The organism is Micromonospora sp. NPDC051006 (genome assembly GCF_044456245.1).
Classification (GTDB): Bacteria; Actinomycetota; Actinomycetes; order Mycobacteriales; family Micromonosporaceae; genus Micromonospora.
The window spans coordinates 52,855-77,635 of the sequence record NZ_JBITFP010000001.1; the positions used below are offsets into that span (position 1 = coordinate 52,855).

The following is a 24,781-nucleotide window of genomic DNA, read 5'->3' on the forward strand; positions in this document are numbered from 1 at the left end:
GTCGCCGGCCCCTCCGCACGCTTGACCCATGACCGATTACGGACACCCGATCAGCTTCGGCCTGAGCCTGGATCCGTCCGCCGACAAACTGGGCGAAACGCGATATCTGGCTCGAGCCGCGGCCGACGGCGGGTTGACCTACCTCGCCGTCCAGGACCATCCCTACCAACCCGGCTACCTCGACAGCTGGACGATGATCAGCCATCTGGCGGCCGAGACGAGCCGGATCTCCTTCCTCACCGACGTCGCCGATCTGCAACTGCGCCCGCCGACCATGTTCGCCAAGGCCGGCGCGTCGCTCAGCGTCCTCACCGGCGGCCGGGTCGTCCTCGGCGTCGGCGGTGGCGCGAGCGCGGACGGCGTCGCCGCAATGGGTGGCGCCCGGCGCAGCGGCGCCGAGACCATCGCGTACACCGAGGAAGCGCTGCAGATCATGCGCACGGCGCTGGCCGGCGGCGCGGTCCGGTTCGACGGCGAGCAGCACACCGTCGAGGGGTACGCTGGCGGGCCGGTGCCGCCGTCCCCCGTCCCGCTCTGGCTCGGCGGTCAGCGGCCCCGCATGCTCGGCGTGGCCGGTCGGCAGGCCGACGGGTGGATCTCGCCACTCAACATCTACGTCCCACCAGCCGAGGTGCCGAGCAAGCAGCAGATCATCGACGACGCGGCACGCGCGGCCGGGCGCGATCCGGCGGCGGTACGCCGGATCTACAACGTCATCGGCGCGATCGGGCCGCAGAGTGGCGGCACCGGGCTCGTCGGCAGCGCCCAGCTCTGGGTCGACACCCTGACCCACTGGGCGGTCGACCTCGGCTTCGACACGTTCATCTTCTGGCCGATCATGTCGCACCGCGCACAACTGCGGGCGTTCACCGACCGGGTGGTTCCGGCCGTCCGCGAGCAGGTGCTCGAGATTCGAGGGCAACAGTGACCAGCAAGCTTTCCCGGCTTCCCGAGCCACTGACCGGCAAGCTCGTGACCCCCGGGGACCGTCGGTACGCGTTGCTGCGCTCGACGTACACCACGCAGCACAGCCCGGCCGGAGTGCTGCTGCCGGAGACCACCGCCCAGGTGGCCGACGCGGTCCGCTACGCCCGCGAGCAGGGGCTGCCGGTCGCCGTCCGCAGCGGCGGGCACGGCCTGGCCGGCACCTCCTCCAACGACGGCGGCCTGGTCATCGACCTGTCCGCGATGAACCGGGTCGACGTGCTCGACGAACGGTCCCGGCTGGTCCGGGTCGAGGCGGGCGCCCGTTGGGCGACCGTGGCGAAGGCGCTGGCCCCGTACGGGCTGGTGATCAGCTCCGGCGACCACGGCAACGTGGGCGTCGGCGGCCTGGCCACCGGCGGTGGCGTCGGCTGGCTGGCCCGCTGGCACGGGCTGACCATCGACAACGTCCGGGCGGTGGAGGTGGTGCTCGCCGACGGGACGGTCGTCCGCGCGGACGCGGAGCACGAGCCCGAGCTGTTCTGGGTGGTCCGCGGCGCGGGGGCCGGGGCCGGCATCGTGGTCGCGTTCGAGATCGAGGCGGCCGAGGTCAGCAACGTCGGGCTCGCCCAGATCGCCGTCGAGGCCACCGCCGACGGGGGCACCCTGCGGCGGTGGGCCGAGTACCTGTCGCAGGCGCCCCGGGAGCTCACCACCGCCGCGGTGCTCTTCGCGAACGGGCGGTCCGCGGTCCTGTCGATCACGGCCGTGGTCGCCGCGGAGAGCCTGCGCCGGGCCCGGCCGCTGGTCGAACCGCTGCTCGAGATCGGCCGGCTGCTCGACCACCGGACCGACCTGGTGCCGTACCCGGCCCTGGTGCCGCTGGCCCACCTGCACCCGAACGTCGGCCAACAGGCCAGCGACACCACCAACAGCCTGCTCACGATGGACGACGGCAGCGCCCGGGCGATCATGCGGGCCGCGACCGGGCCGCACCGGGCCGTGGTCCAGCTGCGGTCGATGGGCGGAGCGATCAACGACGTCGACCCCGGCGCGACCGCGTACCCGCACCGGCACCAGGACACGCTCGCCATCGGCTCGGTCTTCCCGCCGCAGGGTCGCGCGGCGCTGGACGCCGCCTGGCGGCGCGTCGCCGAGCGGGCCGACGGCGCGTACGTCAACTTCGAGGGCCGGCCGGACCGGGCGGCGTTCGACCGGATCTACCCGGGCGAGACCGGTCGCCGGGTGACCCAACTGTGGCGCCGGTACGACCCGGACGGCGTGTTCCGGCCGGCCCTGCTCACCAGGCGGGCCGGCGGTCCGGACCCGAGGGTCCGGCCGAGCACCCGGGAAACGGGAAGCCAGCCGACGGAGCGGGCAGCCGGGGCCCGGCCGAGCGTGCGGGACGCGGGCGGCGCCGACCGCCGGAAGCCGGCGGCCCGGCGCGGCGGGGGCAACCGGGGGCGGCGGCGCTGACCGCCCACGCCCGCGTCCGATTCCCGCCAGCGGGAGCCCACGGAACCGGAGCATCATCGGTGGCGTGGAGTTGGACTTCGAGCGGTGCTACCGGGCGGTCGACAGCCGTGACCAGCGATTCGACGGCTGGTTCTACACCGGCGTGACGTCGACCGGGATCTACTGCCGGCCGTCCTGCCCGGCGACCACGCCGAAGCGGCAGAACGTCCGGTTCTTTCCGTCCGCCGCGGCGGCGCAGGGGGCCGGGCTGCGGGCCTGCCGGCGCTGCCGCCCGGACGCGGCGCCCGGCTCGCCGCAGTGGGACGTCCGCGCCGACGTGGTCGGCCGGGCCATGCGGCTGATCGCCGACGGGGTGGTGGACCGCGACGGCATCCCCGGCCTGGCGTCCCGGCTCGGCTACACCGAGCGGCACCTGCACCGGATGCTGCGGGCCGAGATGGGTGCCGGACCGCTCGCGCTGGCCCGGGCCCAGCGGGCGCAGACCGCCCGGATCCTGATCGAGACGACCGGCCTCGGCATGGCGGAGATCGCGTTCGCGGCCGGCTTCGGCAGCGTGCGGCAGTTCAACGACACCGTCCGCGAGGTGTACGGGGTCGCGCCGACCGAGCTGCGTCAGGCCCGTGGGCAGCGCTCCGCCCCGATCGGCGCCGGGACCATCACGCTCCGGCTCGCGTACCGCCCGCCACTGCACGCCGGCGCGCTGCTCGACTTCCTCGCGCTGCGGGCGCTGCCCGGGGTGGAGGAGGTCCGCGACGGCACGTACCGCCGTGGGCTGCGGCTGCCGCGCGGCGCGGGCGAGGTGGCACTGACCCCGGCGGACGGACACGTGTCGGCCACCCTGCGCCTGGCCGACCTGCGCGACCTGGCACCGGCGGTGGCCCGCTGCCGGCACCTGCTCGACCTGGACGCGGACCCGGTGGCGATCGACGCCACCCTCGCCGCGGACCCGGCGCTGGCCGCCGCGGTCGTGGCGGAGCCCGGCATCCGCGTTCCCCGCGCGGTGGACGGCTTCGAGATGGCGGTCCGGGCCATCGTCGGCCAGCAGGTCTCGGTGACCTCCGCCCGCACCACCCTCACCCGCCTCCTCGCCCACCTGCCCGTTGATCACGAGGTGAACGGCGATGCGGATCTCCCTGGCCGCCGTGAACCTCATGATCGACGCGTGGTGGGGGGCGGTCTGCGGGGGTTTCCCGGTGCGGAGGAGGTGTCGGGGGTGGCGGACGAGGGGTTCGGGATGCCGGCGGCCCGGCGGGAGACCATCCGGGGGCTGGCGCGAGCCGTCGCCGAGGGGGAACTCGACCTCGCCCCGGGCGGCGACCGCGAGGAGACCGTGCGCCGGCTGGCCGCACTGCCCGGCATCGGCCCATGGACCGCGGGCTACGTCGCGATGCGCGCGCTCGGCGACCCGGACGTCCTGCTCCACACCGACCTGGCGGTCCGGCGCGGCGCGGCCGTGCTCGGCCTGCCCGACCAACCGACGACCCTCGACGCGTACGCCGACCGGTGGCGACCCTGGCGGTCCTACGCGCAGATCCGACTCTGGAGAGCGGCATGACCACTATCGACAGTGCGGTGCTGGCCACCCCGGCCGGCCCGCTCAGCATTCTGACCGGCCCGGACGGCGCGGTCCGGGCGGCCGGCTTCACCCCTGACCCGCTGACGCTGCTACCCCTGGTGCACCCCACCCTGCGGGCGCCGCTACGGCAGCGCACCGACCTCGGCCCGGTCAGCGCGGCCGTCCGGTCCTATCTGGACGGCGACCTCACCGCCATCGACGCGGTGCCGGTCGAACAGCGCACCGGCGGCGAGTTCATGGCGCACGCCTGGCAGGTGCTGCGCGAGGTGAAGCCCGGCGAGCCGGTCACCTACACCGGGTTCGCCGGGCTGGCCGGCCGGCCACCGGCGGTACGCGCCGCCGCGGCGGCCTGCGCCCGCAACGCGGCGGCCCTCTTCGTGCCGTGCCACCGGGTGCTGCGCACCGACGGGACGCTGGGCGGCTACCGCTGGGGCCTGGACGTGAAGAAGTGGCTTCTCGGTCATGAGCGGCCGTTGACGGCAAGCTGACACCAGATCGGTTCACATTTCCCGCTACCGTCGGGTAGTGCCTGCGGAGAGCGACGGCGTCCCGGCCGCCCGGGTCGCCGCGGGCCCCCACCCGGTGCACAACCTCTGGCGGCTGCGCCGCTACCTGCGCCCATACCGGGTCGAGTTCGGCTGGCTGCTGGCCGCCGGGCTGGCCGCCACCGCCGCGAGCATCGCCGTGCCGCTGGTGGTGCAGCGGGTCGTGGACGGCCCAGTGGCCCGGCACGACCCGCCCGGACTGCTCCGCCTCGGCGGCCTGGCCCTGGTCCTCGGGCTGGCCGAGGCGGTGCTGATCTTCATCCGCCGCTGGGTGCAGTCCTCCTCGGCGGTCGGCATGGAGGCGGCGTTGCGCGCCGACGTCTACGCCCACCTGCAACGGCTGCCGGCCAGCTTCCACGACCGGTGGCAGTCCGGCCAGTTGCTCTCCCGGATCACCAGCGACCTGTCGGTGATCCGCCGCTTCCTCTCCTTCGGCCTCTTCTTCCTGGTGCTCAACCTGGTCACCTACGCGGTCGTGGTGGTGCTGCTGATCCGGCTGCATCCGGCGCTGGGCCTGCTGGTGGCCGTCAGCGCGGTGCCGCTGTTCCTGATCAGCCGCCGCTTCGCCCGGCACTACCACGCCGCGTCCCGGCGGATGCAGGACCAGCAGGGCGACGTGGCCACGCTGGTCGAGGAGACCGCGCAGGGGCTGCGCACCATGAAGGCGTACGGCCGGGGGCCGGAACTGGCGGCCCGCTTCGGTGTCGCCGCCCGCGCGCTGCACGACACCGGGGTCGGCAAGGGCCGGCTGCTGGCCCGCACCTCGGCGCTGCTCGACCTGGTGCCGAACCTGACGCTGGGGGTGGTGCTGGCCGCCGGGGCGTCCGCCGCCGCCCAGGGCGTGCTCACCATCGGCGAGCTGGTCGCCTTCGTCACCCTCCAGCTGATGCTGATCTGGCCGGTGCAGTCACTCGGCTGGATCATCGCCAACGGGCAGGAGGCGGCGACCGCCGCCGACCGGATCCAGGAGGTGCTGGACACCCCGCCGCGGATCGTGGACGCTCCCGGTGCGCTCGCACTGCCCCGCTCGGCGGTACGCGGACAGCTCCGCTTCGAGCAGGTCTCGTTCCGCTACCCGGGCACCGCGGGGCCGGTGCTGCGCGACGTCGAGCTGACCGTCGAGCAGGGCGAGACACTGGCCGTGGTCGGCGCGACCGGTTGCGGCAAGAGCACCCTGCTCTCCCTGGTGGCCCGATTGCACGACGTGACCGGCGGCCGGATCACCCTGGACGGGCACGACCTGCGCGAGCTGCGGCTGGACTCGCTGCGCCGGCTGGTCGGGGTGGCGTTCGAGGAGCCCACCCTCTTCTCCATGTCGGTCCGGGAGAACCTCACCCTCGGCCGTCCCGAGGCCGGCGAGGAGGAGGTCCGGGCCGCGCTCGCGCTCGCCCAGGCCGACTTCGCGTACGACCTGCCGTGGGGGTTGGGCACCCGGGTGGGCGAGCAGGGCCTCTCCCTCTCCGGCGGTCAGCGCCAGCGGTTGGCGCTGGCCCGGGCGGTGCTCGGCCGGCCGGCGCTGCTCGTCCTCGACGATCCGCTCTCCGCCCTCGACGTGCAGACCGAGGCGCTGGTCGAGGCGGCGCTGAAGCGGGTGCTGCGGGAGAGCACCGCGCTGCTGGTGGTGCACCGGCCGTCGACCATCGCGCTGGCCGACCGGGTGGCGCTGCTCGACGGTGGACGGATCACCGCGGTCGGCAGTCACTCCGAACTGCTCGCCACCGTCCCGGCGTACCGCGCGCTGCTCTCCGCCGAGCCGCCGCGAGGCGGGCCGACGACCGCCGGCCGGGGCGCCGGGGCCCCGTCGGACGGGCGCGGGCTGGTGCGGTCGTGACGACCAGGGCGTCGGGCCCGCGGCGACCGACCCGGGACTCCGGCCACCCACGGTGGCGGGGCGGCCGCCGCCCGCCGCCCGGGCCGGAGGTCGCCCCGGCCGGCGGCGAGCATCCGGAGCTGACCCGCTGGCGCGGGCAGGCCACCGACCCGGACGCGGATCGCAGCCGGGCCGAGGACAGCAGCCCAGAGGCGGTCGCCCGGCTACGGGTCCGCAGCCGGGCGCTCCTGGCGGACCTGCTGCGCCCGCACCGTGGCCGGCTGACCTCGGCGGTGGCCTTGCTGCTGGCCCAGAACGGCGCGGCGATGGCCGGGCCGTACCTGGTCATGCTCGGCATCGACCGGGGTATCGGACCGCTGCGGGCCGGTGACTACCGGCCGCTGGCCGCCGTCGCCGGGGCGTTCGCGGCGGCCGCCGTCGTGGAGTACGTGGCCCGCCGCGGTTTCCTCACCCTCTCCGCGCGGATCGGCCAGGCCGTCCTGCTGGATCTCCGCCGCCGGGTGTACGGGCACTTCCTGCGCCTGCCGGTGGCCTTCCACGAGCGGTACACCTCCGGTCGGATGGTCTCCCGCCTGACCAGCGACCTCGACTCGATCGCCGAACTGGTCGACGGCGGTATCGACAGCCTGGTGCTGGCCGCGCTCTCGATCCTGTCGGTGGCCGGCATCCTGCTCTGGCTGGACCTGCCGCTGGCCGCGGTGACCCTGCTCGCCTTCCCGTTCCTCTACCTGCTGTCCCGCTGGTTCGCCCGGGCCTCGGCCAGCGCCTACCGCCGCACCCGGGACTCGGTGGCTCTGGTCATCGTCCACTTCGTCGAGTCGATGCGGGGCATCCGCGCGGTGCAGGCGTACCGCCGCGAGCCCCGCAACCAGCGGATCTTCGTGGCGCTCAGCGACGACTACCGGCGGGCCAGCCTGCACGCGTTCCGCCTGATCGCCACCTACTCGCCGGGGATCAAGGTGATCGGCAACGTGACGGTGGCGGTGGTGCTCTGCTACGGCGGTTGGCGGGTGCTCGGCGGGCGGACCGAGATCGGCGTGCTCGCGGCGTTCCTGCTCTACCTTCGGCGCTTCTTCGAGCCGATGCAGGAGCTGAGCCAGTTCTACAACTCGTTGCAGTCCGCCACGGCCGCCCTGGAGAAGCTGGCAGGGGTGCTCGACGAGCGGCCCGCGGTGGCCGAGCCGGCCCGGCCGACGCCGCTGTTCTCCGCCCGCGGCGAGCTGGCGTTCCGCGCGGTCTCCTTCGGTTACCGGCCGGACGCGCCGATCCTCGCCGACCTGGACCTGACCATCCCGGCCGGGCAGACCGTCGCGTTGATCGGACCGACCGGCGCGGGCAAGTCCACCATCGCCAAGTTGGTCGCCCGGTTCCACGACCCGGTCGCCGGCACGGTCAGCCTGGACGGCGTCGACCTGCGCGCGGTGGCCGACGCCGACCTGCGCCGGGCGGTGGTCCTTGTGACCCAGGAGACCCACCTGTTCAACGGCACCGTCGAGGAGAACATCCGGTTCGGCCGTCCGGACGCGGACGACGCGGCGGTGCGGGAGGCCGCCCGGGCGATCGGCGCGCACGACTTCATCGCCGCGCTCCCCGACGGGTACGCCACCCAGGTGCACCGCCGCGGCGGGCGGCTCTCCGCCGGGCAGCGGCAGCTGGTCGCGTTCGCCCGGGCGTTCCTGGCCGACCCGACCGTGCTCATCCTCGACGAGGCGACCTCGTCGCTCGACGTGCCCACCGAACGGCTGGTGCAGCAGGCGCTCGGCACCATCCTGCGGGACCGGACCGCGGTGGTGATCGCGCACCGACTCTCCACGGTGGAGATCGCCGATCGGGTGCTGGTCCTCGACGGCGGGCGGATCGTCGAGGACGGCCCGCCGGAGCAGCTCGCGACGGCCGACGGCCGGTACGCCGCGCTGCACCGGCAGTGGCGTCAATCGCTGCGCTGACTACAATCAGCCGGCACCGTACAGCCGCTCACGTCCCGGGGGCTCCCGGGACGGACCACAGCCCGGTCGACGCGGCGTCGGACTCACGGGGGAGGGTGCGGGCGTGCACGCACGACGACGCATGACCATCGCAGGACTGGCCACCGCCGCCTGCCTGCTGGGCGCGACCGCGGTGGTGTTGGCGCCGCGGCTCGACACGGACGGCACGCCGGTCGGCACCACGCCGGTCGCCGGGACCGCGCCGGCCGGCACGGACGCGACGCCGGCCGAACCGGGCTCGACCACCGGCCTCGGTGCGCGGGCCTCCCGGTCGGCGGGCCCGACCGGCGCGGCGGTCACCGCCCGACCGGCGGGGGCGGTCGCGAAGGACACCCCGGCCTCGATGTCGTACCTGCGGGACCGTTACCGGGTCAGCCCGGACGACGCAGCCCGCCGGCTCGCCCTCCAGGAGCAGTCCGCGCCGCTCGCCGCCCGGCTCGCCGAGGAGTTCCCCGACACGTACGCCGGGATGTGGCTGGACCAGGCTGCCGGTGGCGTGCTCACCATCGCGGCGACCCGGACCGACCCGCTGCGCGCCGCGGTCGCCGGGGTGCCGGACGCGGCCCACGTCCGGGTGGTGCCGGCGCGTCACTCGCTGCGGCAGCTCACCGAGGCCGCGGCCCGAGTGGCCGGCACGCTCGACGCGACCGCCGGCACCGACGTGATCGTCGACGAGCAGGCCAACGGGGTCGTGGTGCTCACCGGCGACGTGGTCGACGCCGCGGACGCCCGCTTGGCCGCGGCGCTCGGCGGGGCCGGGGTGCCGGCCAGGGCGCGGGCCCGGCTCTCCGGCGCCGCGGTGCCGAAGGCCTGCGACCCGCGGTACTGCGCGAAGGCGCCGATGCGCGGCGGGATCCGCCTCGACGTGCCCCGCGACGACGGCACCGTCGGCGGCTGCACCAGCGGCTTCAACGTCCGGTCCCGCTCCGGCGAGTCGTTCGTGCTGACCGCCGGGCACTGTGTGGTCGGCGGCCGGCACCAGCAGGTGGACCGGACCTGGCACCAGTTCCTCGGGCCGAAGGTGCCGGTGGGCGTGGAGTCGACCAGCCCGGTGCTGGCCGAGAACGCCTTCCCCTACGACTACGCGGTGATCCCCTACCAGCCGGGCGCGCTGGACCGCTGGGCCTACCCCCGGCGGCCCGGCACCAACCCGGTCAGCCTGGTCAACTACTGGTGCGTGCCGGACAACCCGCGCTGCACCGACGAGCAGGGCAGCCGGGACGTGGCGGTCACCGGTTACGTCGCGGCGAACGCCATCCAGGTCGGCTGGATCGTCTGCGCGACCGGGTCGGCGTACACGCCGAAGGCGGGCGAGACGTACGTCGACTCGGGAGCCGGCGCGGGCTACATCCCGGGCACCCGGTGCGGAGAGATCACCGGCCGCGGCAGCGGCGGCATCGACGTACGGATCTGCGCCCGCCCCGGGGACAGCGGCGGGCCGCTCTTCACCGAGTCGGACGGCAAGGCGCTGGGCATCCTCTCCAACGGCGACCCCGGCCAGGGCCCCTGCACCAACCCGAACGAGCACAACTCGTACGCCCCGGTCTCCACCGTGCTCGACCGAGTGAACTCGCGCACCGGCGGGACGCTCGGCTTCCAGCTCTCCACCCTGGGCCCGCTGCTCAGCCCGATCGCGCCGTAGCACCCCCGGCCCGATTTCGTCGTGGCGCGCGGGTAACCCGTGGTCCGGCGGTTGCGGGCTGCCTACGATCGCAGGATGACTGATACGGCGAGGACGGCCCGCGCCGGTGTTCCCGAGCGTCCGACCCTGGACGGGCTCGAGGAGAACTGGGCGCGCCGCTGGCAGGAGGAGGGCACGTACGCGTTCGACCGCTCGAAGCAGCGTTCGGACGTGTACGCGATCGACACCCCGCCGCCGACCGTATCGGGCGAGCTGCACATGGGGCACGTCTTCTCGTACACGCACACCGACACCGTCGCCCGGTTCCAGCGGATGCGCGGCAAGGCGGTGTTCTACCCGATGGGCTGGGACGACAACGGCCTGCCGACCGAGCGCCGGGTGCAGAACGTCTACGGGGTGCGCTGCGACCCGGCGCTGCCCTACGACCCGGTCTGGCGCCCGCCGGCCACCCCGGTCTCGGACGACGCCCGGAAGAACCCGACGCCGATCTCCCGGCGCAACTTCATCGAGCTCTGCGAGCGCCTCACGGTCGCCGACGAGCAGGTCTTCGAGGCGCTCTGGCGGCGGCTCGGGCTGTCGGTGGACTGGTCGCTGACGTACACCACGATCGGCCGGGCGGCCCGGGCCACCAGCCAGCGGGCGTTCCTGCGCAACCTGCTCCGCGGCGAGGCCTATCAGGCGGAGGCGCCGACGCTGTGGGACGTCGGCTTCGGCACCGCGGTGGCCCAGGCCGAGTTGGAGGACCGGGAGCGGCCGGGCGCCTACCACCGGCTGCGGTTCACCGGCCCGGGCGGGCGCGAGGTGCTGATCGACACGACCCGCCCGGAGCTGCTGCCGGCGTGCGTGGCGCTGGTCTGCCATCCGGACGACGAGCGCTACGCCGATCTGGTCGGCGCGACCGTGCGCAGCCCGCTCTTCGGGGTCGAGGTGCCGGTGCGCGCGCACCCGCTCGCCGATCCGGCCAAGGGCACCGGCATCGCGATGGTCTGCACCTTCGGCGACCTGAACGACGTGACCTGGTGGCGGGAGCTGCGGCTGGACACCCGCGTGGTGATTGGCCGGGACGGCCGGTTGCTGCCGGAGCCGCCGGCCGGGGTGCCGGCGCAGCCGTACGCGGCGCTGGCCGGGCAGACCGTCAACGGCGCCCGCCGGGAGATCGTCGCCAAATTGGCCGGCGCGGGCGACCTGATCGGCGAGCCGCGGCCGATCACGCACCCGGTGAAGTTCTACGAGCGGGGCGACCGGCCACTGGAGATCGTCTCCACCCGGCAGTGGTATCTGCGCAACGGCGGGCGCGATCCGCAGCTGCGTGCGGAGCTGCTGGCCCGGGGGCGCGAGCTGCACTGGGTGCCGGAGCACATGCGGCACCGCTACGACCACTGGGTGAGCGGCCTGACCGGCGACTGGCTGGTCAGTCGGCAGCGCTTCTTCGGGGTGCCGGTGCCGGTGTGGTACCGGCTCGACGACGCTGGCGAGCCGGACCGGTCCCAGCCTCTCACGCCCGACGAGTCCGCGCTGCCGGTTGACCCGTCCACCGACCCGCCGTCCGGTTACGACGAATCCCAGCGTGGGCAGCCCGGCGGCTTCGTCGGCGACCCGGACGTGCTCGACACCTGGGCCACCTCGTCACTGACCCCGCAGATCGTCGGCGGCTGGGAGACCGATCCGGACCTCTTCGCCCGGGTCTTCCCGATGGACCTGCGTCCGCAGGGGCACGACATCATCCGGACCTGGCTCTTCGCCACCGTGGTCCGCTCCCACCTGGAGCACGGCGTGCTGCCCTGGCGGGACACCGAACTCTCCGGCTGGATCCTCGACCCGGACCGCAAGAAGATGTCCAAGTCCAAGGGGAACGTGGTCACCCCGCTGGCGCTGCTGGAGCAGCACAGCTCGGACGCGGTGCGGTACTGGGCGGCGAGCGGCAAGCCGGGGATGGACCTGGCCTTCGACCCGGCCCAGATCAAGATCGGTCGGCGGCTCGCCACCAAGCTGCTCAACGCGTCGAAGTTCGCGCTCGGGCTGGGCGCCGCCGACGCGTTGCGGGCCGTCGCGACGGAGCCGCTCGACCGGGCCATGCTCGCCGAACTCTCCACGGTGGTCGCCACCGCGACGGCCGCCTTCGAGGGGTACGACCACACCGCCGCCCTGCTGGCCACCGAGTCGTTCTTCTGGCGGTTCTGTGACGACTACATTGAGCTGGTGAAGGAGCGGGCGTACGGCACCGGGTCCGGGGCGCAGTCGGCCCGGGCGGCGCTGGCCACCGCCCTCTCGGTGCAGCTGCGCCTCTTCGCCCCGGTGCTGCCGTACGTCACCGAGGAGGTCTGGTCCTGGTGGCGCTACGGCTCGGTGCACCGCGCGACGTGGCCGACCACCCACGAGGTGGGCCGGGCGATCGAGGGAACGGGTGATCCGGAGCTGCTCCGGCTCGCCGGGGACGCGCTCAGCCAGGTGCGGCGGGCCAAGTCGGAGCGGAAGCTCTCGATGCGGGCGGAGGTGCCGCTGGCCGAGGCGCTCGGCCCGGCGGCGCTGCTGGAGAAGCTGATGTTGATCTCGGACGACCTGCGGGCCGCCGGGCGGATCGGCAAGCTCGACCTGCTCCCGGACCGCACCACCGAACTCGTCATCGCCTCGGCCTTCTGACCGCCGGGGCCGCCGTCACCAGCCCCGCAGGAAGCGGAGACCGAGCAGGAAGGCGACCACGGCGGGGCCGACCAGAAGGGTGATGGCCTGGAGCCGGTACGGCATCCGGTGCCGGGTCAGCTCGACCGCGTTGCCGAGCACGATCACCCCGGCGAGCATCAGGAAGGCACCCCACCAGCCGGTGGCGCCGAAGTCGACCAGGCCGGTCTGGATCAGCTGGAAGGTGGCGCCGAGCAGCGCTCCGGCCAGCGCCAGCAGCGCCACGGCCCGGTGCAGCCCGCGCGCCAACGGGTGCGCCGGCCGCCAGTAGTAGGTGCCGGCGATGGCCAGGCAGGGCACCATGATCATTACTGGCCAGCCGCGGTTCATCACGCCGAACATCAGCAGCGCACCGGTGGCGAAGACCAGGGCGCCGACGCAGGTGACGACGTAGCCCGCGAACGCCCGGCCCCCGCCCCGGGCGAGCAGCGGCCCGCCGCACGCGGCGATCAGGGCGCCGGGGATCAGCACGAACCCCGCCCACCAGTGGAAGTCACCGCTGCCCTGCGCGATCGTCGTGGTCGCCGAGGCGGCCAGCCCGGCCAGCGCCAGACTCACCAACCAGTGCCTCGTGCTGCCTGAGTAGGGCTCACGCGGCAGCACCCGCCCCGCTTCTGCACTCACGGCTCCAGCCTCTCCGACCGAGCCGGAGCGGTCCATCCGGCCAGCCCTACCATCCGTCACCCGGCAAGCACCATGCTGCCCGCGCGAGCCCGAACCGACCCCTCGGTTACGGCCGTGCCGGGAACCTCGGCGCCCGCTCGGCTCTGCTCACCGCCATGGACGGCGTATCCGCCAACGAGAACCGGATACCGGGGTCGCTCGGGGGATCCCGGAGGGAGGTCCGTCTCGGGGTCGAGGCAGTGGGTGGGTGGCCGCTCCGTCCCGTTCTGCGCCTGAGCGTCGACGATCTGATCCGGCCCGCTCCCACCGTCGATGATCTTCACGTAGTAACCATGGTTCCGCACCGTGCCCTGGCCCTCAGGAACGATCGCGGTGAACACCGCGACGTTTCCGGTGACCTTCAGACATGTCACGTCGGCTCGTCCCTGCCCAACCAGCGTGCCGTCCGGCAGTTCGTGCCGGTACAGGAACTGGCCGTACGTCGATCCGTCGGCGGCCGTCACCGCCTGAACGCCGAACCAGATCCGATGCCCGACCGTGCCGGGCTCGTCGTACACGAAATGGCCGAGCCCGGCGACGACCGACCACTCGGCTGCAACGCTGCTCGCCTCGGACTGCTGGGCCTGCGCGACAGAGGGCGACGCCGCCACCCCCGCTGCCACAACCGCCGTCAACGCCATCGCGCTCAAACTGGACCTGAACATGTCGCTCCTTCTGACCGTTCCGTCGGCTGACGTGGTCCAGCATCACCGGAGGACGATGCGAGCGAATCCCTCCACCGAGCCACCCGCGTCCCCCGCCAGGGGGACGTGGTGGCAGGCACCATGTCGGGCCGACCGGCCGTGCGGCCAAGCTGACAAGTCCACTGAAAGAGTCTTACCGACAGTCATGCCTCAGCGTCATCATTTGGACGCTGAGGCATGACGCTCATCGGGGTGTCGCCGCCGAGCGGCCGGTCGGGCCGGGCGCCCTGCGCCCGGCCGTCAGCGGTCCGGTCCCGGCCGGTTCAGCTCGTCTCGCCGGCCACGCTGAACGACCGCAGCCGGTCGATCGCGAGCACGGTGAAACCGACGCTCACCAGCCCGGTCATCACCGCCGCCACCGGCACCGAGACGCTGGTCTCCAGCAGCCCGGTCGGGGCCAGCCGGTCGGCGAGCGCGATCACGTACTGCTGGATGGAGAGCACCTTGGTGCCGCTGACGAAGTTGCCGAGCAGACCCTCCCAGATCAGCACGTAGACCAGGCCGAGCAGCACCGGCCGCCGGGTGAGCAGGCTGAGCGCCAGGAAGAGCGCCGAGTAGGCCAGCGCGCCGAGGCACCCGGCGGCGGCGAGCGCCAGGCCGAGGCTCACCGAATGGGCCAGCACACCAGCGACGTAGAGCGGCACGGCGACGGTGGCCGCGGTGACGCCGGTCGCCACCGCCAGCTTGGGCAGCACGATCTGCCAGCGCGGCAGCGGCTTGGTGAGGATGTGCACCACCGTGCCGTCGTCGATCTCGGCCCCGAGCACGCCGGTGCCGACGATCAGCGCGACCACCGGCAGCACCACGGCCAGCCCGAGGCCGACCAGCACCGGCGGGCCCCACTCACCCGGGTCCACGCCGAGCGAACGGGAGAGCACGGCGAGCAGCACCAGCACCACCGGCAGCGGGAAGAGCAGCAGGAACCGGCGACGACCGAAGAGGCCTCGCGCGGTGATCCAGGAAACGGTCGACATGTCTCAGGCCTCCACCAGGTAGGAGAAGACGCTCTCCAGGGACTCGTCCTCGGGCAGCAGCTGCCGGACCCGGATGCCCTTCGCCAGGGCGATCTTCGGCAGCGCCCGGGTGAAGGCGCCGTAGTCGCCGGCCCGCACGGTCAGCCCCGTGCGCCCCAGCTCCACCCCGGTCACCGACGGCTCGGCCATCAGCGCGACGGCCAGCGCCCGGTCGTCGGTGGAGTGCACCGCGAAGACGTGCGGTCGGTTGGTCATCAGCCGGCGGATGGTCCGGAAGTCACCGGACGCGGCGAGCCGGCCGGCGACCATCACCTGGACGGTGCCGGAGACCTGCTCGACCTCCTCGAGGATGTGCGAGCTGAACAGGATCGTCCGGCCGGCGTCACCGAGGCGGTGCAGCAGCTCCATCATGTGCAGCCGCTGGCGCGGGTCCATTCCGTTGAACGGCTCGTCGAGCAGCAGCACCTGCGGGTCGTGCACCAGCGCCGCGGCCACCCGGGTGCGCTGCCGCATGCCCTTGGAGTAGGTGCCGATCCGCCGGTCCTGCGCGTCCTCCAGCTCGACCAGCGCGATCGCCCGGCGGGCCGCCTCCTGAGGATCCGGCAGCCGGTGCAGCTTGGCGCTGGCCAGCACGAACTCGTACGCACTGAGGAAGGTGTGCACCGCCTCGCGCTCGCTGACCAGCCCCAGCCGGCGATAGACGCCCGGGTTGCGCCAGGTCGGTTCGCCGTCCAGGGTGACCGCCCCGCGGGACGGGGTGAGGAAGCCGGCCATCATGTGCAGCAGGGTGGTCTTGCCCGCGCCGTTGGGCCCGAGCAGGCCGGTGACCCCGGGGCCGAGACGCATGCTGACGTCGTTGACCGCGACCACGTTGCCGTACCAGCGGGAGACCCCCGTCAGCTCCAAGGTGCTCGTGGTCGGTGCGGGCGGCTCGCCGACCGCCGTGGGCCGGGCAGTGCCGGCGCTGATCGCGCTCATCGGGAGGCCACCTTCCGGTACCGGGCCAGCAGCAGGGTGACGCAGAGTGCGATGAGCAGCACGGCGACGATCGCGTAGACCGGGCCGAAACCGCCGATCATGGAGCTGGTGTCCGGGGCGTTCTCCCCGGTGATCAGCAGATCACCGAGGGACCAGATGCCGACCCCCTGCACCAGCGTGGACGGCGAGGCGAGACCGGCCAGCTCGTTGAGCGTCCGGGACGGCATGATCGACAGAGTGCCGACGATCGGTGTGGTCATCAGGAAGACCGCGACGATTCCACCGGCGGCGAACGCCCGCTTGCCGGTGAGCGAGGCGACCAGCAGCCCGACCGAGGCGAAGACCGCGGCCCAGAGGCCGGCGTAGAGCAGGCCCGGCAGCAGGTCGAGCAGCTCGTTCCAGACCCCGCTCATGCCGTCGTCGGTGGTGAACGCGGCCCCGAGGAACATCACCAGCTGCGGCCCGCCGAGCAGCAGCCAGAGCGCGGTCACCAGGGCCAGCAGCTTGGCCAGCGGATAGTCGGTGCGCGGCAGCGGTCGGGAGAAGTAGAGCGGCAGCACCCCGCTGCGCAGGTCCCGGGAGACCAGTTCGGGGGCGACCACCGCGACGAAGAAGATGACCAGCCAGCTCATCGCGTCGGCGAACTGGGCGTAGGTCATCACCACCTCGCCGATCTGGCTGCGCACCGCGGTGACACCGGCGGCGACCAGGGTGACGATGCCGACCACCAGCCACGGGAAGATCTTGGCCTTGGCGCTGCGGCCGAGGCCGAACGCCGTCCGCAGGCCGTGCAGGTAGAGCGCGCCGAAGACGTGCCGGCGGCCCAGCCGCGGGCCGGTGTAGCGCTGGTAGCCGATGTCGTGGATGACGCCGGTCGGCTCAGACATTGCTGGGCTCCCTCGTGGCGAAGAGTTCGGCCACCCGGTGCCGGCGCTGGTCCAGCCGGTGCAGCGGCAGGTCCAGCTCGGCGACCGCGCCGAGGATCAGGTCGTAGGTGCCGTCGTCGGCGAGCTCGACGAGCAGCAGCCGCCCGTCCCGGCGCACCGGCAGGTGCAGCGCGGCGAGCCGGCCGGCCAGCTCCTCGGTGCCCTCGCTGACCTCGACGGCGAGCACATCGGTGGCCGAGGTCATCGCGGAGATGTGGTCGGCGCGCAGCAGCCGCCCGCCGTCGATGGCGACGAGCGTGTCGCAGATCCGCTCCACCTCGCCGAGCAGGTGCGAGCAGACCAGCACCGAGATGCCGAACTCCGTGCCGATCCGGTGCACCAGGGCCAGCATGGCGTCCCGGCCGGCCGGGTCGAGGCCGTTGGTCGGCTCGTCGAGCAGCAGCAGGTCGGGGTCGTGCACCAGCGCCTGGGCGAGCTTCACCCGCTGCTTCATGCCGGTGGAGTAGCCGCCGACCGGGCGGTAGCGCTCCTCGTAGAGCCCGACGTGCCGCAGCGCCTCGGAGGCCCGCTCACGGGCGACGGTGCGCGGCAGCCCGCTGATCCGCCCGAGGTGGGTGACCAGCTCGGAGGCGGTGAGGTCGGGCGGGAGCGCGTCGTGCTCGGGCATGTAGCCGACCCGGGCGCGGACCGCGGCCGAGTCTGCGGTCGGGTCCAGGCCCAGCACCTGCACCCGGCCGCTGGTCGGTGCGAGCAGGCCGAGCAGGATCTTGATCAACGTCGACTTGCCGGCGCCGTTCGCACCGACCAGCCCGATGATCCCCGGCTCGACCGCGACGGTGAGGTCGGCCAGCGCGGTGACCCCTCCCCCGTACGTCTTGGTCAGCGACTCGGTCGCGATGAGTGTCACGCCGCCAGCCTAGGCAGCCGCTGCCGGTCCCGGTGCCCGGCGCGCCCCTGGTCCTCCCCCGATCCTGGGGGCGGTCGACCCCTAATGCGTCGCCCCGTCGCCGGGTCCCGGCGGGCCGGCGCCACCAGCGGTAAGGCTTTCGTAACGCCGTGTCCGGGCCGGCGGCGACAGACTGTGCCCATGTCCACTCGCCTGCTGCGCGCCCCGCTGACCTGGGTCACGCTCGCCGTGCTCCTCGTCGGGGCCACCCTCGGTCTCTGGTGGTTCCAGCCCTGGAAGCTGGTCACCGACGCCGAGGTCGACGAGGCGCTGAGCGTGGTCTCCACCGGCGCGCCGACCACGCCGGCCGCGAGTACCGCCGGCACCCCGAGCACGCCCGCCGCGCCGACGGTCGTCCACGCCGGCACGTTCGTCACCCACGAGCACGACACCGCCGGCACCGCCCGGATCGTCCGGGACGCGGCCGGCCGGCACCGGTTGGAGCTCGTCGGTCTGTCCACCTCGAACGGCCCGGACCTCCGGGTGTGGCTCACCGACCAGCCGGTACGCGGCGGCACGGCGGGTTGGCGGGTCTTCGACGACGGCCGCTGGGTCGAGCTGGGCCGGCTCAAGGGCAACCGGGGCGATCAGGGTTACGAGATCCCGGCCGGCGTGGACCTGACCGGGTTGACCAGCGTCTCCATCTGGTGCAAGCGGTTCGCCGTCTCGTTCGGCGCGGCTGCGCTGGACCCGCCGGCCTGAGCCGACGGCGGCCGCCCCGCTCCGATCGTGGAGTGGCGCCCTCGACCGATCGCCGGTCGGCTGCGAAACTGTGTGCCGGCCGGCGAGTAGGGGGTGCGATGAGCAACGGGTGGGTGCTGCCCGACGAGGTGCTCCGGGACGCGCCGGCGTACACGCCGCGCCCCGGGGAGCTGGCCGACCTGGAGCTGCTGCTGACCGGGGCGTACACCCCGCTGACCGGCTTCATGACCCGGGCCGACCTGGTCTCGGTCAGCCGCCGCGGCCGGCTCGCCGACGGCAACCCGTGGCAGGTGCCGGTGACCCTCCAGGTGCCGGCCGCGCTCGCCCAGTCGTTCGATCCGCGCGACCCGGAGCGCCGCGCGCTGGTGCTCACCGACGGCGAGGGCGCTCCGATGGCCGCGCTGGACGTGGCCGACACCTGGCTGGTCCGGGACGGGGTGGCCGGCGTCGGCGGGGTGGTACGCCGGCTCGGCGACGGCGCGCACGGGCCGTTCCAGCGGCTGCGCCGCAGCCCGGAGGAGGTGCGCGCGCTGCTGCCCCCGGGCCGGGTGCTCGGGGTGATCGCCGACCGGCCGCTGCACCGCCCGCAGCTCGCCCAGATCGCGCACGCCGTCCGCACCCTCGGCGCGCACCTGCTGATCCTGATTCCGATCGGCGAGGAGGGCTCCGCCGGGCTACCGCCGGAGGCGCTGGTACGCGCCGTCTTCGCCGCCCGGGACCGGATGCCACCTGCCACCCTGGTCGCCGTGCCGCTCTCCCGCCGCCCCGACGAGATCAGCGACGCGCTGTTGCGGGCCCGGGTGTCGGCCGCGTACGGCGTCACCCATCTGCTGTCGACCGGCGAGATGCTCTCCGGCGCCGGGCTGCGGGTGCTGGTGCCGCGTGAGCTGGCGTACGACAACCGGGACGGGCAGTGGCGCTGGCGGGAGGACATCCCGCCGCGTAACCGACGACTGGCGCTGACCCAGGCCGAGATCAACGATCTGCTGGACCGGGGCTTCCCGCTGCCCGAGTGGCACACCCCGCCGGCGGTGGCCAAGGAGCTGGCGAAGGCCCGGCCGCCGCGCCGGCACCGCGGGCTGGTGGTCTTCATGACCGGGCTCTCCGGCTCGGGCAAGTCGACCATCGCCCGGGGGCTGTCCGACGCGCTACGGGAGAGCGGCGACCGGACGATCACCCTGCTCGACGGGGACGTGGTCCGCCGGGAGCTCTCCGCCGGGCTCGGGTTCGGCAAGGCCGACCGGGATCTGAACGTGCGCCGGATCGGCTGGGTGGCGGCCGAGATCGCCCGGCACCGCGGGGTGGCGATCTGCTGCCCGATCGCCCCGTACGCGGCGGCCCGGGCGGCCGCCCGGGAGATGGCGCTCGCCGCCGGGGCGGGCTTCCAGCTGATACACGTCGCCACTCCGCTGGAGGTCTGTGAGCGGCGCGACCGCAAGGGGCTCTACGCGCGGGCGCGCGCCGGCCTGATCACCGGGATGACCGGCGTCGACGACCCCTACGAGGAGCCGACCGACGCCGACCTGGTGCTGGACACCAGCGAGCTGAGCATCGACCAGGCGGTCCAGGCGGTGCTGCACCACCTCACCGAGACCGGCTGGGTCGAGCCCAAGCTCCAGTCCGCCTGATCCCGGCGACCACCCCCGTTCCTTTCGCCGCTTCCGGGCACGCGCTAGTGTTCATTCTTGTTGGAACACGTTTGACCGCGTGAGAGTGCGTGGACGGCCCGGAGGTATGGTGGATGCTGGCGCAACAGCGGCAGGCGGCCATCCTGGAACGGGTCCGGACGACCGGCGGGGTACGGGTCACCGAGCTGGCCGCCGAGTTCGGCGTCTCGGACATGACCATCCGGCGCGACCTGGAGACGCTGCACGAGCGCGGCCTGCTCGCCAAGGTGCACGGTGGGGCGACCGTCGCCGGCCCCGGCTCGACCGACGAGCCGGGATTCTCGGCGAAGTCCGTCCAGCAGCCGGCCGAGAAGGCGGCGATCGCCGACCGGGCGGCGCAGCTGGTCCGGCCGGGCGCGGCCATCGCGCTCTCGGCCGGCACCACCACCGCCGAGCTGGCTCGCCGCCTGGTGGACGTGCCCGGGCTCACCGTGGTGACCAACTCGCTTCCGGTGGCGGAGATCCTGCACGCCGCGGGCCGGCCGGACCAGACGGTTGTGCTCACCGGCGGGGTGCGGACGCCGTCCGACGCGCTGGTCGGGCCGCTGGCCGTCGGCGCGATCCGGTCGCTGCACCTGGACCTGCTCTTCCTCGGCGTGCACGGGATCACCGAGCGGGCGGGGTTCACCACCCCGAACCTGATGGAGGCGGAGACCGACCGGGCGCTGGTGGCGGCGGCGGACCGACTGGTGGTGCTCGCCGACCACACCAAGTGGGGCACGGTCGGCATCTCCTCGATCGTCGAACTCTCCGCCGCGCACGTCCTGGTCACCGACGACCAGTTGGCGCCGGATGCGCGGCGGGTACTCGGCGACCGGGTGGGCGAACTGGTGATGGTGACGGGGGCGGGCCGGTCGACGGGCACGCCGACGAGTGGAGGGGCGGCGGAGTGAAGCGCACCGCGATCGAGCTGGCCGACGGCCGGGAACTGATCTACTTCGACGAGCGGGACGACGCCGTCCGCGACCAGCCGGACCGGCGTGACCTGCCACCCCCGCCACCCGCGTCGCAGCTGCGCTACGACCCGCTGACCGACGAGTGGGTCGCGGTCGCCGTACACCGGCAGACCCGCATCTTCCTGCCCCCGGCCGACCAGTGCCCGCTCGACCCGTCGGAGGGCGACCGGCTCACCGAGATCCCGGCGCCCGACTACGACGTGGTGGTCTTCGAGAACCGCTTCCCGTCGCTGAGCGGCCGGGTGGCCGACGAGCCCGGGCAGATCACCCCGTTCACCCCGCTGCGCCCGGGGCTCGGCCGCTGCGAGGTGGTCTGCTTCACCTCCGACCACAACGCCTCGTTCGCCAGCCTCTCCCCCCGCCGGGTGCGCACCGTGGTCGACGCGCTCGCCGACCGGACCGTGGCGCTGGGCGAGCTGCCCGGCGTGGAGCAGGTGTTCTGCTTCGAGAACCGCGGGGTCGAGATCGGGGTGACCCTGCACCACCCGCACGGCCAGATCTACGCGTACCCCTTCGTCACGCCCCGGACCCGGGCGCTACTCGCCGCCGCACGCCGGCACGCCGAGCGCACCGGCGGCGGGAACCTCTACGCCGACGTGCTCGCCGCCGAGCGGGCCGCCGGCGACCGGGTGGTGGCGAGCAACGAGCACTGGACGGCGTACGTGCCGGCGGCGGCCCGCTGGCCGTTCGAGGTGCACGTCGCCCCGCACCGGCCGGTGCCGGACATCCCGGCGCTGGACGACGCCGAGCGGGACGCCTTCGGGCCGCTCTACCTGGACCTGCTGCGCCGCTTCGACGGCCTCTTCGACATGCCCATGCCGTACATCGCGGCCTGGCACCAGGCGCCGGTGCGGATCGACCGCGAGCTGGGCCACCTGCACCTGCAGCTGTTCAGCATCCGGCGGGCGAAGGACAAGCTGAAGTACCTGGCCGGCTCGGAGTCGGGGATGGGCGTCTTCATCAACGACATCGCCCCGGAGCGCGCCGCCGAACTGCTCCGCGCCGCCTGATCCCTTCCGGCCCGGCCGGAAGGGTGGCGGACAGGGCGCGGGGGGCCCGGGACAGGGCCCCCCGCAGGGAAGGGACGGCTGGCTGTGCTCGACAGCCGGGAAGGCTGGCTGATCGGCACTCGTGCCGCGAGGCGACCGCGGTCAACCTTCCTGGACGCGACTGGCATCTCGTCCACCCTGGTCAACGAGGCGCGCCGGTTGAGGTGACGAAAGTTTCCGCAGACGACGGAGCCCGCCGGCAGGTGCCGGCGGGCTCCGTGCGGTTGCTGGCGAGGATCAGGCGGCGAGCTTGCGCGCCAGGTTCTCGTCGAGCGCGTTCATGAACTCGTCGGTGGTCAGCCACGGGGCGTCCCGCGAGATGAGCAGCGCGAGGTCCTTGGTCATCTGGCCGCCCTCGACGGTGTCGACGATGACCTGCTCCAGGGTGTTGGCGAACTCGGTGACCGCCGGGGTGCCGTCCAGCTTGCCCCGGTGGGCCAGGCCCCGGGTCCAGGCGTAGATCGACGCGATCGGGTTGGTCGAGGTCTTCTCGCCCTTCTGCCACTGCCGGTAGTGCCGGGTGACCGTGCCGTGCGCGGCCTCGGCCTCGACGGTGCGGCCGTCCGGGGAGAGCAGGACGGAGGTCATCAGACCCAGCGAGCCGAAGCCCTGCGCGACGGTGTCGGACTGGACGTCACCGTCGTAGTTCTTGCAGGCCCAGACGTAGCCACCCTCCCACTTGAGCGCGGCGGCGACCATGTCGTCGATCAGCCGGTGCTCGTAGGTGATGCCGGCGGCCTCGAACTCGGCCTTGAACTCGTTCTCGAACACCTCGGCGAAGATGTCCTTGAACCGGCCGTCGTAGGCCTTGAGGATGGTGTTCTTGGTGGACAGGTAGACCGGGTAGTTGCGGTCCAGGCCGTACCGGAACGAGGCCCGGGCGAAGTCCCGGATCGACTCGTCGAAGTTGTACATGCCCATGGCGATGCCGCCGCCGGAGAAGTTGGCGACCTCCATCTCCATCGGCGCGGAGCCGTCGGCCGGGGTGTAGGTGACGGTCACCTTGCCGGGGCCGGGCACGACGAAGTCGGTGGCCTTGTACTGGTCACCGTGCGCGTGCCGGCCGATGATGATCGGCTTGGTCCAGCCGGGGACCAGCCGCGGCACGTTGGACATGATGATCGGCTCACGGAAGACGACGCCGCCGAGGATGTTGCGGATGGTGCCGTTCGGCGACCGCCACATCTTCTTCAGGCCGAACTCCTCGACCCGGGCTTCGTCCGGGGTGATGGTGGCGCACTTCACGCCGACGCCGTGCTCCTTGATGGCGTTGGCGGCGTCAATGGTGACCTGGTCGTCGGTCTCGTCGCGGTGCTGGATCGACAGGTCGTAGTAGTGCAGGTCGACGTCGAGGTAGGGCAGGATCAGCTGCTCCCGGATCTGCTTCCAGATGATCCGGGTCATCTCGTCGCCGTCGAGCTCCACGACCGGGTTGTTTACCTTGATCTTCGCCATCGGCCGGCGCTCCTCTCGGGGGACACGTGCTCAAGCAGTACGAGCGTACTGGAAACTCGCCGGCAGCCCCCAGCCGGCCTCGGTCGGCCGCGAAACGGGGCTGCACGGCGCAGTAGTTCCCTGGCATCCTCGCCCGATGCCACTGAGCCGCACCCTCGGGTCTATCACGGTGACCGCGCTGACCGACGGGGAGGGTGCCTTCTTCCAGCCCCGGGCGGCGGCGTTTCCGCACGCCACCGCAGCGCACTGGCGGGAGGCCGACCGGCGCGACCCCGGCTCGGTGACCGACGACGGGCAGTGGTGGCTGCGGTTCCGCAGCTTCGCGATCCGCGCCGGCGACGGGCCGGTCACCCTGGTCGACGCCGGCATCGGCCCGGCCGACGCGCCCGCCGCGAGCTGGGCGCCGGTGCCCGGCCGGCTACCCGCCGAGCTGGCCGCCGCCGGCATCGACCCGGCCGACGTCGACACGGTCGTGCTGACCCACCTGCACAGCGACCACATCGGCTGGGCGGTGACCGGCACACCCGGGCGGCCGTACTTCCCCAACGCGAGCTACCTGCTGCAGCGCGCCGAGCTGGACGCGGCGGAGAGCCTCAACCCGGGGCTGCCGGCCGGCCTGGTCGCGCCGTTGCGCGCCGCCGGCCAGCTCCGGGTGGTCGACGGCGAGACGGCCCTCACCCCGGCGGTACGACTGCTGCCCACTCCGGGGCACACTCCCGGCCACCAGTCCGTGCTGCTGGACGCGGCCGACGAGCGCCTGCTGTTCACCGGCGACCTGCTGGTGCACGCCGTGCAACTGGTCGACCCCGACCTGGCGTACGCCCACGAGGAGGACCCCACGACGGCCCGGAAGTCCCGTACGACCCTCCTGGGCACCCTGACCACCACCCCCACCCCCACCCTCCTGGCCACCCCCCACCTGGCCACCCCCTTCACCCCCCTCTGACCGCGGTGATCAAGAGGTTCGCGTCAGGAATCGCGTTCCCGGTGACGCAAACCTCTTGATCAACGGGGCGGGGCGGGGGCGGGGATAGGAAAGGGGAAGGGGGGGGGGGGGGGGGGGGGGGGGGCGGGGGGGGGGGGGGGGGGGGGTGGTGGGGGGGGTGGTGTGGGGGGGGGTGGGGGGGGGGGGGGGGGGGGCG

General features: G+C 73.5%; 19 protein-coding genes and 2 pseudogenes. 14 read left to right on the forward strand and 7 right to left on the reverse strand.

The genetic code is table 11. The annotated features are described in order from the left end of the window. Nucleotides 1-28 precede the first annotated feature (28 nt). The 9 genes and pseudogenes from ACIBBA_RS00240 to valS all read left to right on the forward strand — a co-directional run bounded on the left by ACIBBA_RS00240 (nucleotide 29) and on the right by valS (nucleotide 12,619). Entirely contained in the window at nucleotides 29-928 is a 900-nt protein-coding gene (locus tag ACIBBA_RS00240) for an LLM class flavin-dependent oxidoreductase (protein ID WP_396692376.1), read from the forward strand. After that, entirely contained in the window at nucleotides 925-2,400 is a 1,476-nt protein-coding gene (locus tag ACIBBA_RS00245; RefSeq protein ID WP_396692378.1) for an FAD-binding oxidoreductase, read from the forward strand. The genes ACIBBA_RS00240 and ACIBBA_RS00245 overlap by 4 nt, the downstream gene beginning before the upstream one ends. Before the next feature lie 64 nt (nucleotides 2,401-2,464). Further along, nucleotides 2,465-3,500: pseudogene (locus tag ACIBBA_RS00250) on the forward strand (bifunctional transcriptional activator/DNA repair enzyme AdaA); the annotation flags it as partial. Nucleotides 3,501-3,568: 68 nt separating this feature from the next. Then, a pseudogene (locus tag ACIBBA_RS00255) lies at nucleotides 3,569-3,955 on the forward strand (DNA-3-methyladenine glycosylase family protein); the annotation flags it as partial. Continuing rightward, on the forward strand, nucleotides 3,952-4,464 hold the full coding sequence (locus ACIBBA_RS00260) for a methylated-DNA--[protein]-cysteine S-methyltransferase (protein ID WP_396692380.1): 513 nt from the start codon (nucleotides 3,952-3,954) through the stop codon (nucleotides 4,462-4,464). The pseudogene ACIBBA_RS00255 and the gene ACIBBA_RS00260, both read left to right, overlap by 4 nt. Nucleotides 4,465-4,501: 37 nt before the next feature. Beyond that, nucleotides 4,502-6,352, forward strand: coding sequence for an ABC transporter ATP-binding protein (locus ACIBBA_RS00265; protein ID WP_396692382.1), 1,851 nt, complete (start codon nucleotides 4,502-4,504; stop codon nucleotides 6,350-6,352). 119 nt (nucleotides 6,353-6,471) lie between these two features. Beyond that, the gene (locus ACIBBA_RS00270) at nucleotides 6,472-8,298 is read left to right on the forward strand and encodes an ABC transporter ATP-binding protein (protein WP_396693378.1); all 1,827 of its coding nucleotides are present in this window, start codon (nucleotides 6,472-6,474) and stop codon (nucleotides 8,296-8,298) included. Between the two features lie 121 nt (nucleotides 8,299-8,419). Next, on the forward strand, nucleotides 8,420-9,979 hold the full coding sequence (locus tag ACIBBA_RS00275; protein ID WP_396692384.1) for a trypsin-like serine protease: 1,560 nt from the start codon (nucleotides 8,420-8,422) through the stop codon (nucleotides 9,977-9,979). Nucleotides 9,980-10,054: 75 nt separating this feature from the next. Then, nucleotides 10,055-12,619: a valine--tRNA ligase gene (valS, locus tag ACIBBA_RS00280; protein ID WP_396692386.1), complete on the forward strand. Its 2,565-nt coding sequence runs from the start codon at nucleotides 10,055-10,057 to the stop codon at nucleotides 12,617-12,619. A 15-nt stretch (nucleotides 12,620-12,634) separates the two neighbouring features. On the opposite strand, the gene ACIBBA_RS00285 is transcribed toward valS, so the two are convergent. The 6 genes from ACIBBA_RS00285 to ACIBBA_RS00310 form a co-directional block, all read right to left on the reverse strand. Further along, a complete protein-coding gene (locus ACIBBA_RS00285) occupies nucleotides 12,635-13,282 on the reverse strand; it encodes a hypothetical protein (protein ID WP_396692388.1) in 648 nt (215 codons plus the stop codon). 56 nt (nucleotides 13,283-13,338) lie between these two features. After that, a complete protein-coding gene (locus tag ACIBBA_RS00290) occupies nucleotides 13,339-13,986 on the reverse strand; it encodes a hypothetical protein (RefSeq protein ID WP_396692390.1) in 648 nt (215 codons plus the stop codon). Nucleotides 13,987-14,288: 302 nt separating this feature from the next. Further along, complete coding sequence (locus ACIBBA_RS00295; RefSeq protein WP_357051135.1) at nucleotides 14,289-14,999, reverse strand: ABC transporter permease; 711 nt, start codon at nucleotides 14,997-14,999, stop codon at nucleotides 14,289-14,291. A 3-nt stretch (nucleotides 15,000-15,002) separates the two neighbouring features. Then, on the reverse strand, nucleotides 15,003-15,977 hold the full coding sequence (locus tag ACIBBA_RS00300; protein ID WP_350871465.1) for an ABC transporter ATP-binding protein: 975 nt from the start codon (nucleotides 15,975-15,977) through the stop codon (nucleotides 15,003-15,005). After that, nucleotides 15,974-16,864 carry an ABC transporter permease gene (locus ACIBBA_RS00305; RefSeq protein ID WP_350871463.1) on the reverse strand — a complete coding sequence of 297 codons (891 nt, stop codon included), beginning with the start codon at nucleotides 16,862-16,864 and terminating at the stop codon, nucleotides 15,974-15,976. The genes ACIBBA_RS00300 and ACIBBA_RS00305 overlap by 4 nt, the downstream gene beginning before the upstream one ends. Then, on the reverse strand, nucleotides 16,857-17,771 hold the full coding sequence (locus tag ACIBBA_RS00310; protein ID WP_396692393.1) for an ABC transporter ATP-binding protein: 915 nt from the start codon (nucleotides 17,769-17,771) through the stop codon (nucleotides 16,857-16,859). Before ACIBBA_RS00310 ends, ACIBBA_RS00305 begins: the two co-directional genes overlap by 8 nt. 180 nt (nucleotides 17,772-17,951) lie before the next feature. Between ACIBBA_RS00310 and ACIBBA_RS00315 the strand changes: the two genes are divergently transcribed. From ACIBBA_RS00315 to galT, 4 genes are all read left to right on the forward strand, one after another. Next, nucleotides 17,952-18,512, forward strand: coding sequence for a DM13 domain-containing protein (locus tag ACIBBA_RS00315; protein ID WP_396692395.1), 561 nt, complete (start codon nucleotides 17,952-17,954; stop codon nucleotides 18,510-18,512). 98 nt (nucleotides 18,513-18,610) lie between these two features. Further along, nucleotides 18,611-20,140: an adenylyl-sulfate kinase gene (gene cysC / locus ACIBBA_RS00320; protein ID WP_396692397.1), complete on the forward strand. Its 1,530-nt coding sequence runs from the start codon at nucleotides 18,611-18,613 to the stop codon at nucleotides 20,138-20,140. A 113-nt stretch (nucleotides 20,141-20,253) separates the two neighbouring features. Continuing rightward, nucleotides 20,254-21,072, forward strand: a complete 819-nt coding sequence (locus ACIBBA_RS00325; protein ID WP_396692399.1) for a DeoR/GlpR family DNA-binding transcription regulator — start codon at nucleotides 20,254-20,256, stop codon at nucleotides 21,070-21,072. After that, nucleotides 21,069-22,145, forward strand: a complete 1,077-nt coding sequence (galT, locus tag ACIBBA_RS00330; RefSeq protein WP_396692401.1) for a galactose-1-phosphate uridylyltransferase — start codon at nucleotides 21,069-21,071, stop codon at nucleotides 22,143-22,145. Before ACIBBA_RS00325 ends, galT begins: the two co-directional genes overlap by 4 nt. 276 nt (nucleotides 22,146-22,421) lie before the next feature. Here the strand turns inward: galT and ACIBBA_RS00335 are convergent, their stop codons facing one another. Beyond that, complete coding sequence (locus ACIBBA_RS00335; RefSeq protein ID WP_396692404.1) at nucleotides 22,422-23,639, reverse strand: NADP-dependent isocitrate dehydrogenase; 1,218 nt, start codon at nucleotides 23,637-23,639, stop codon at nucleotides 22,422-22,424. A gap of 136 nt (nucleotides 23,640-23,775) precedes the next feature. Here ACIBBA_RS00335 and ACIBBA_RS00340 point away from each other — a divergent pair, with 136 nt between their 5' ends. Next, nucleotides 23,776-24,585 (forward strand): MBL fold metallo-hydrolase, encoded by an 810-nt coding sequence (locus tag ACIBBA_RS00340; protein ID WP_396692406.1) that lies wholly within the window; start codon nucleotides 23,776-23,778, stop codon nucleotides 24,583-24,585. Nucleotides 24,586-24,781: the final 196 nt, after the last annotated feature.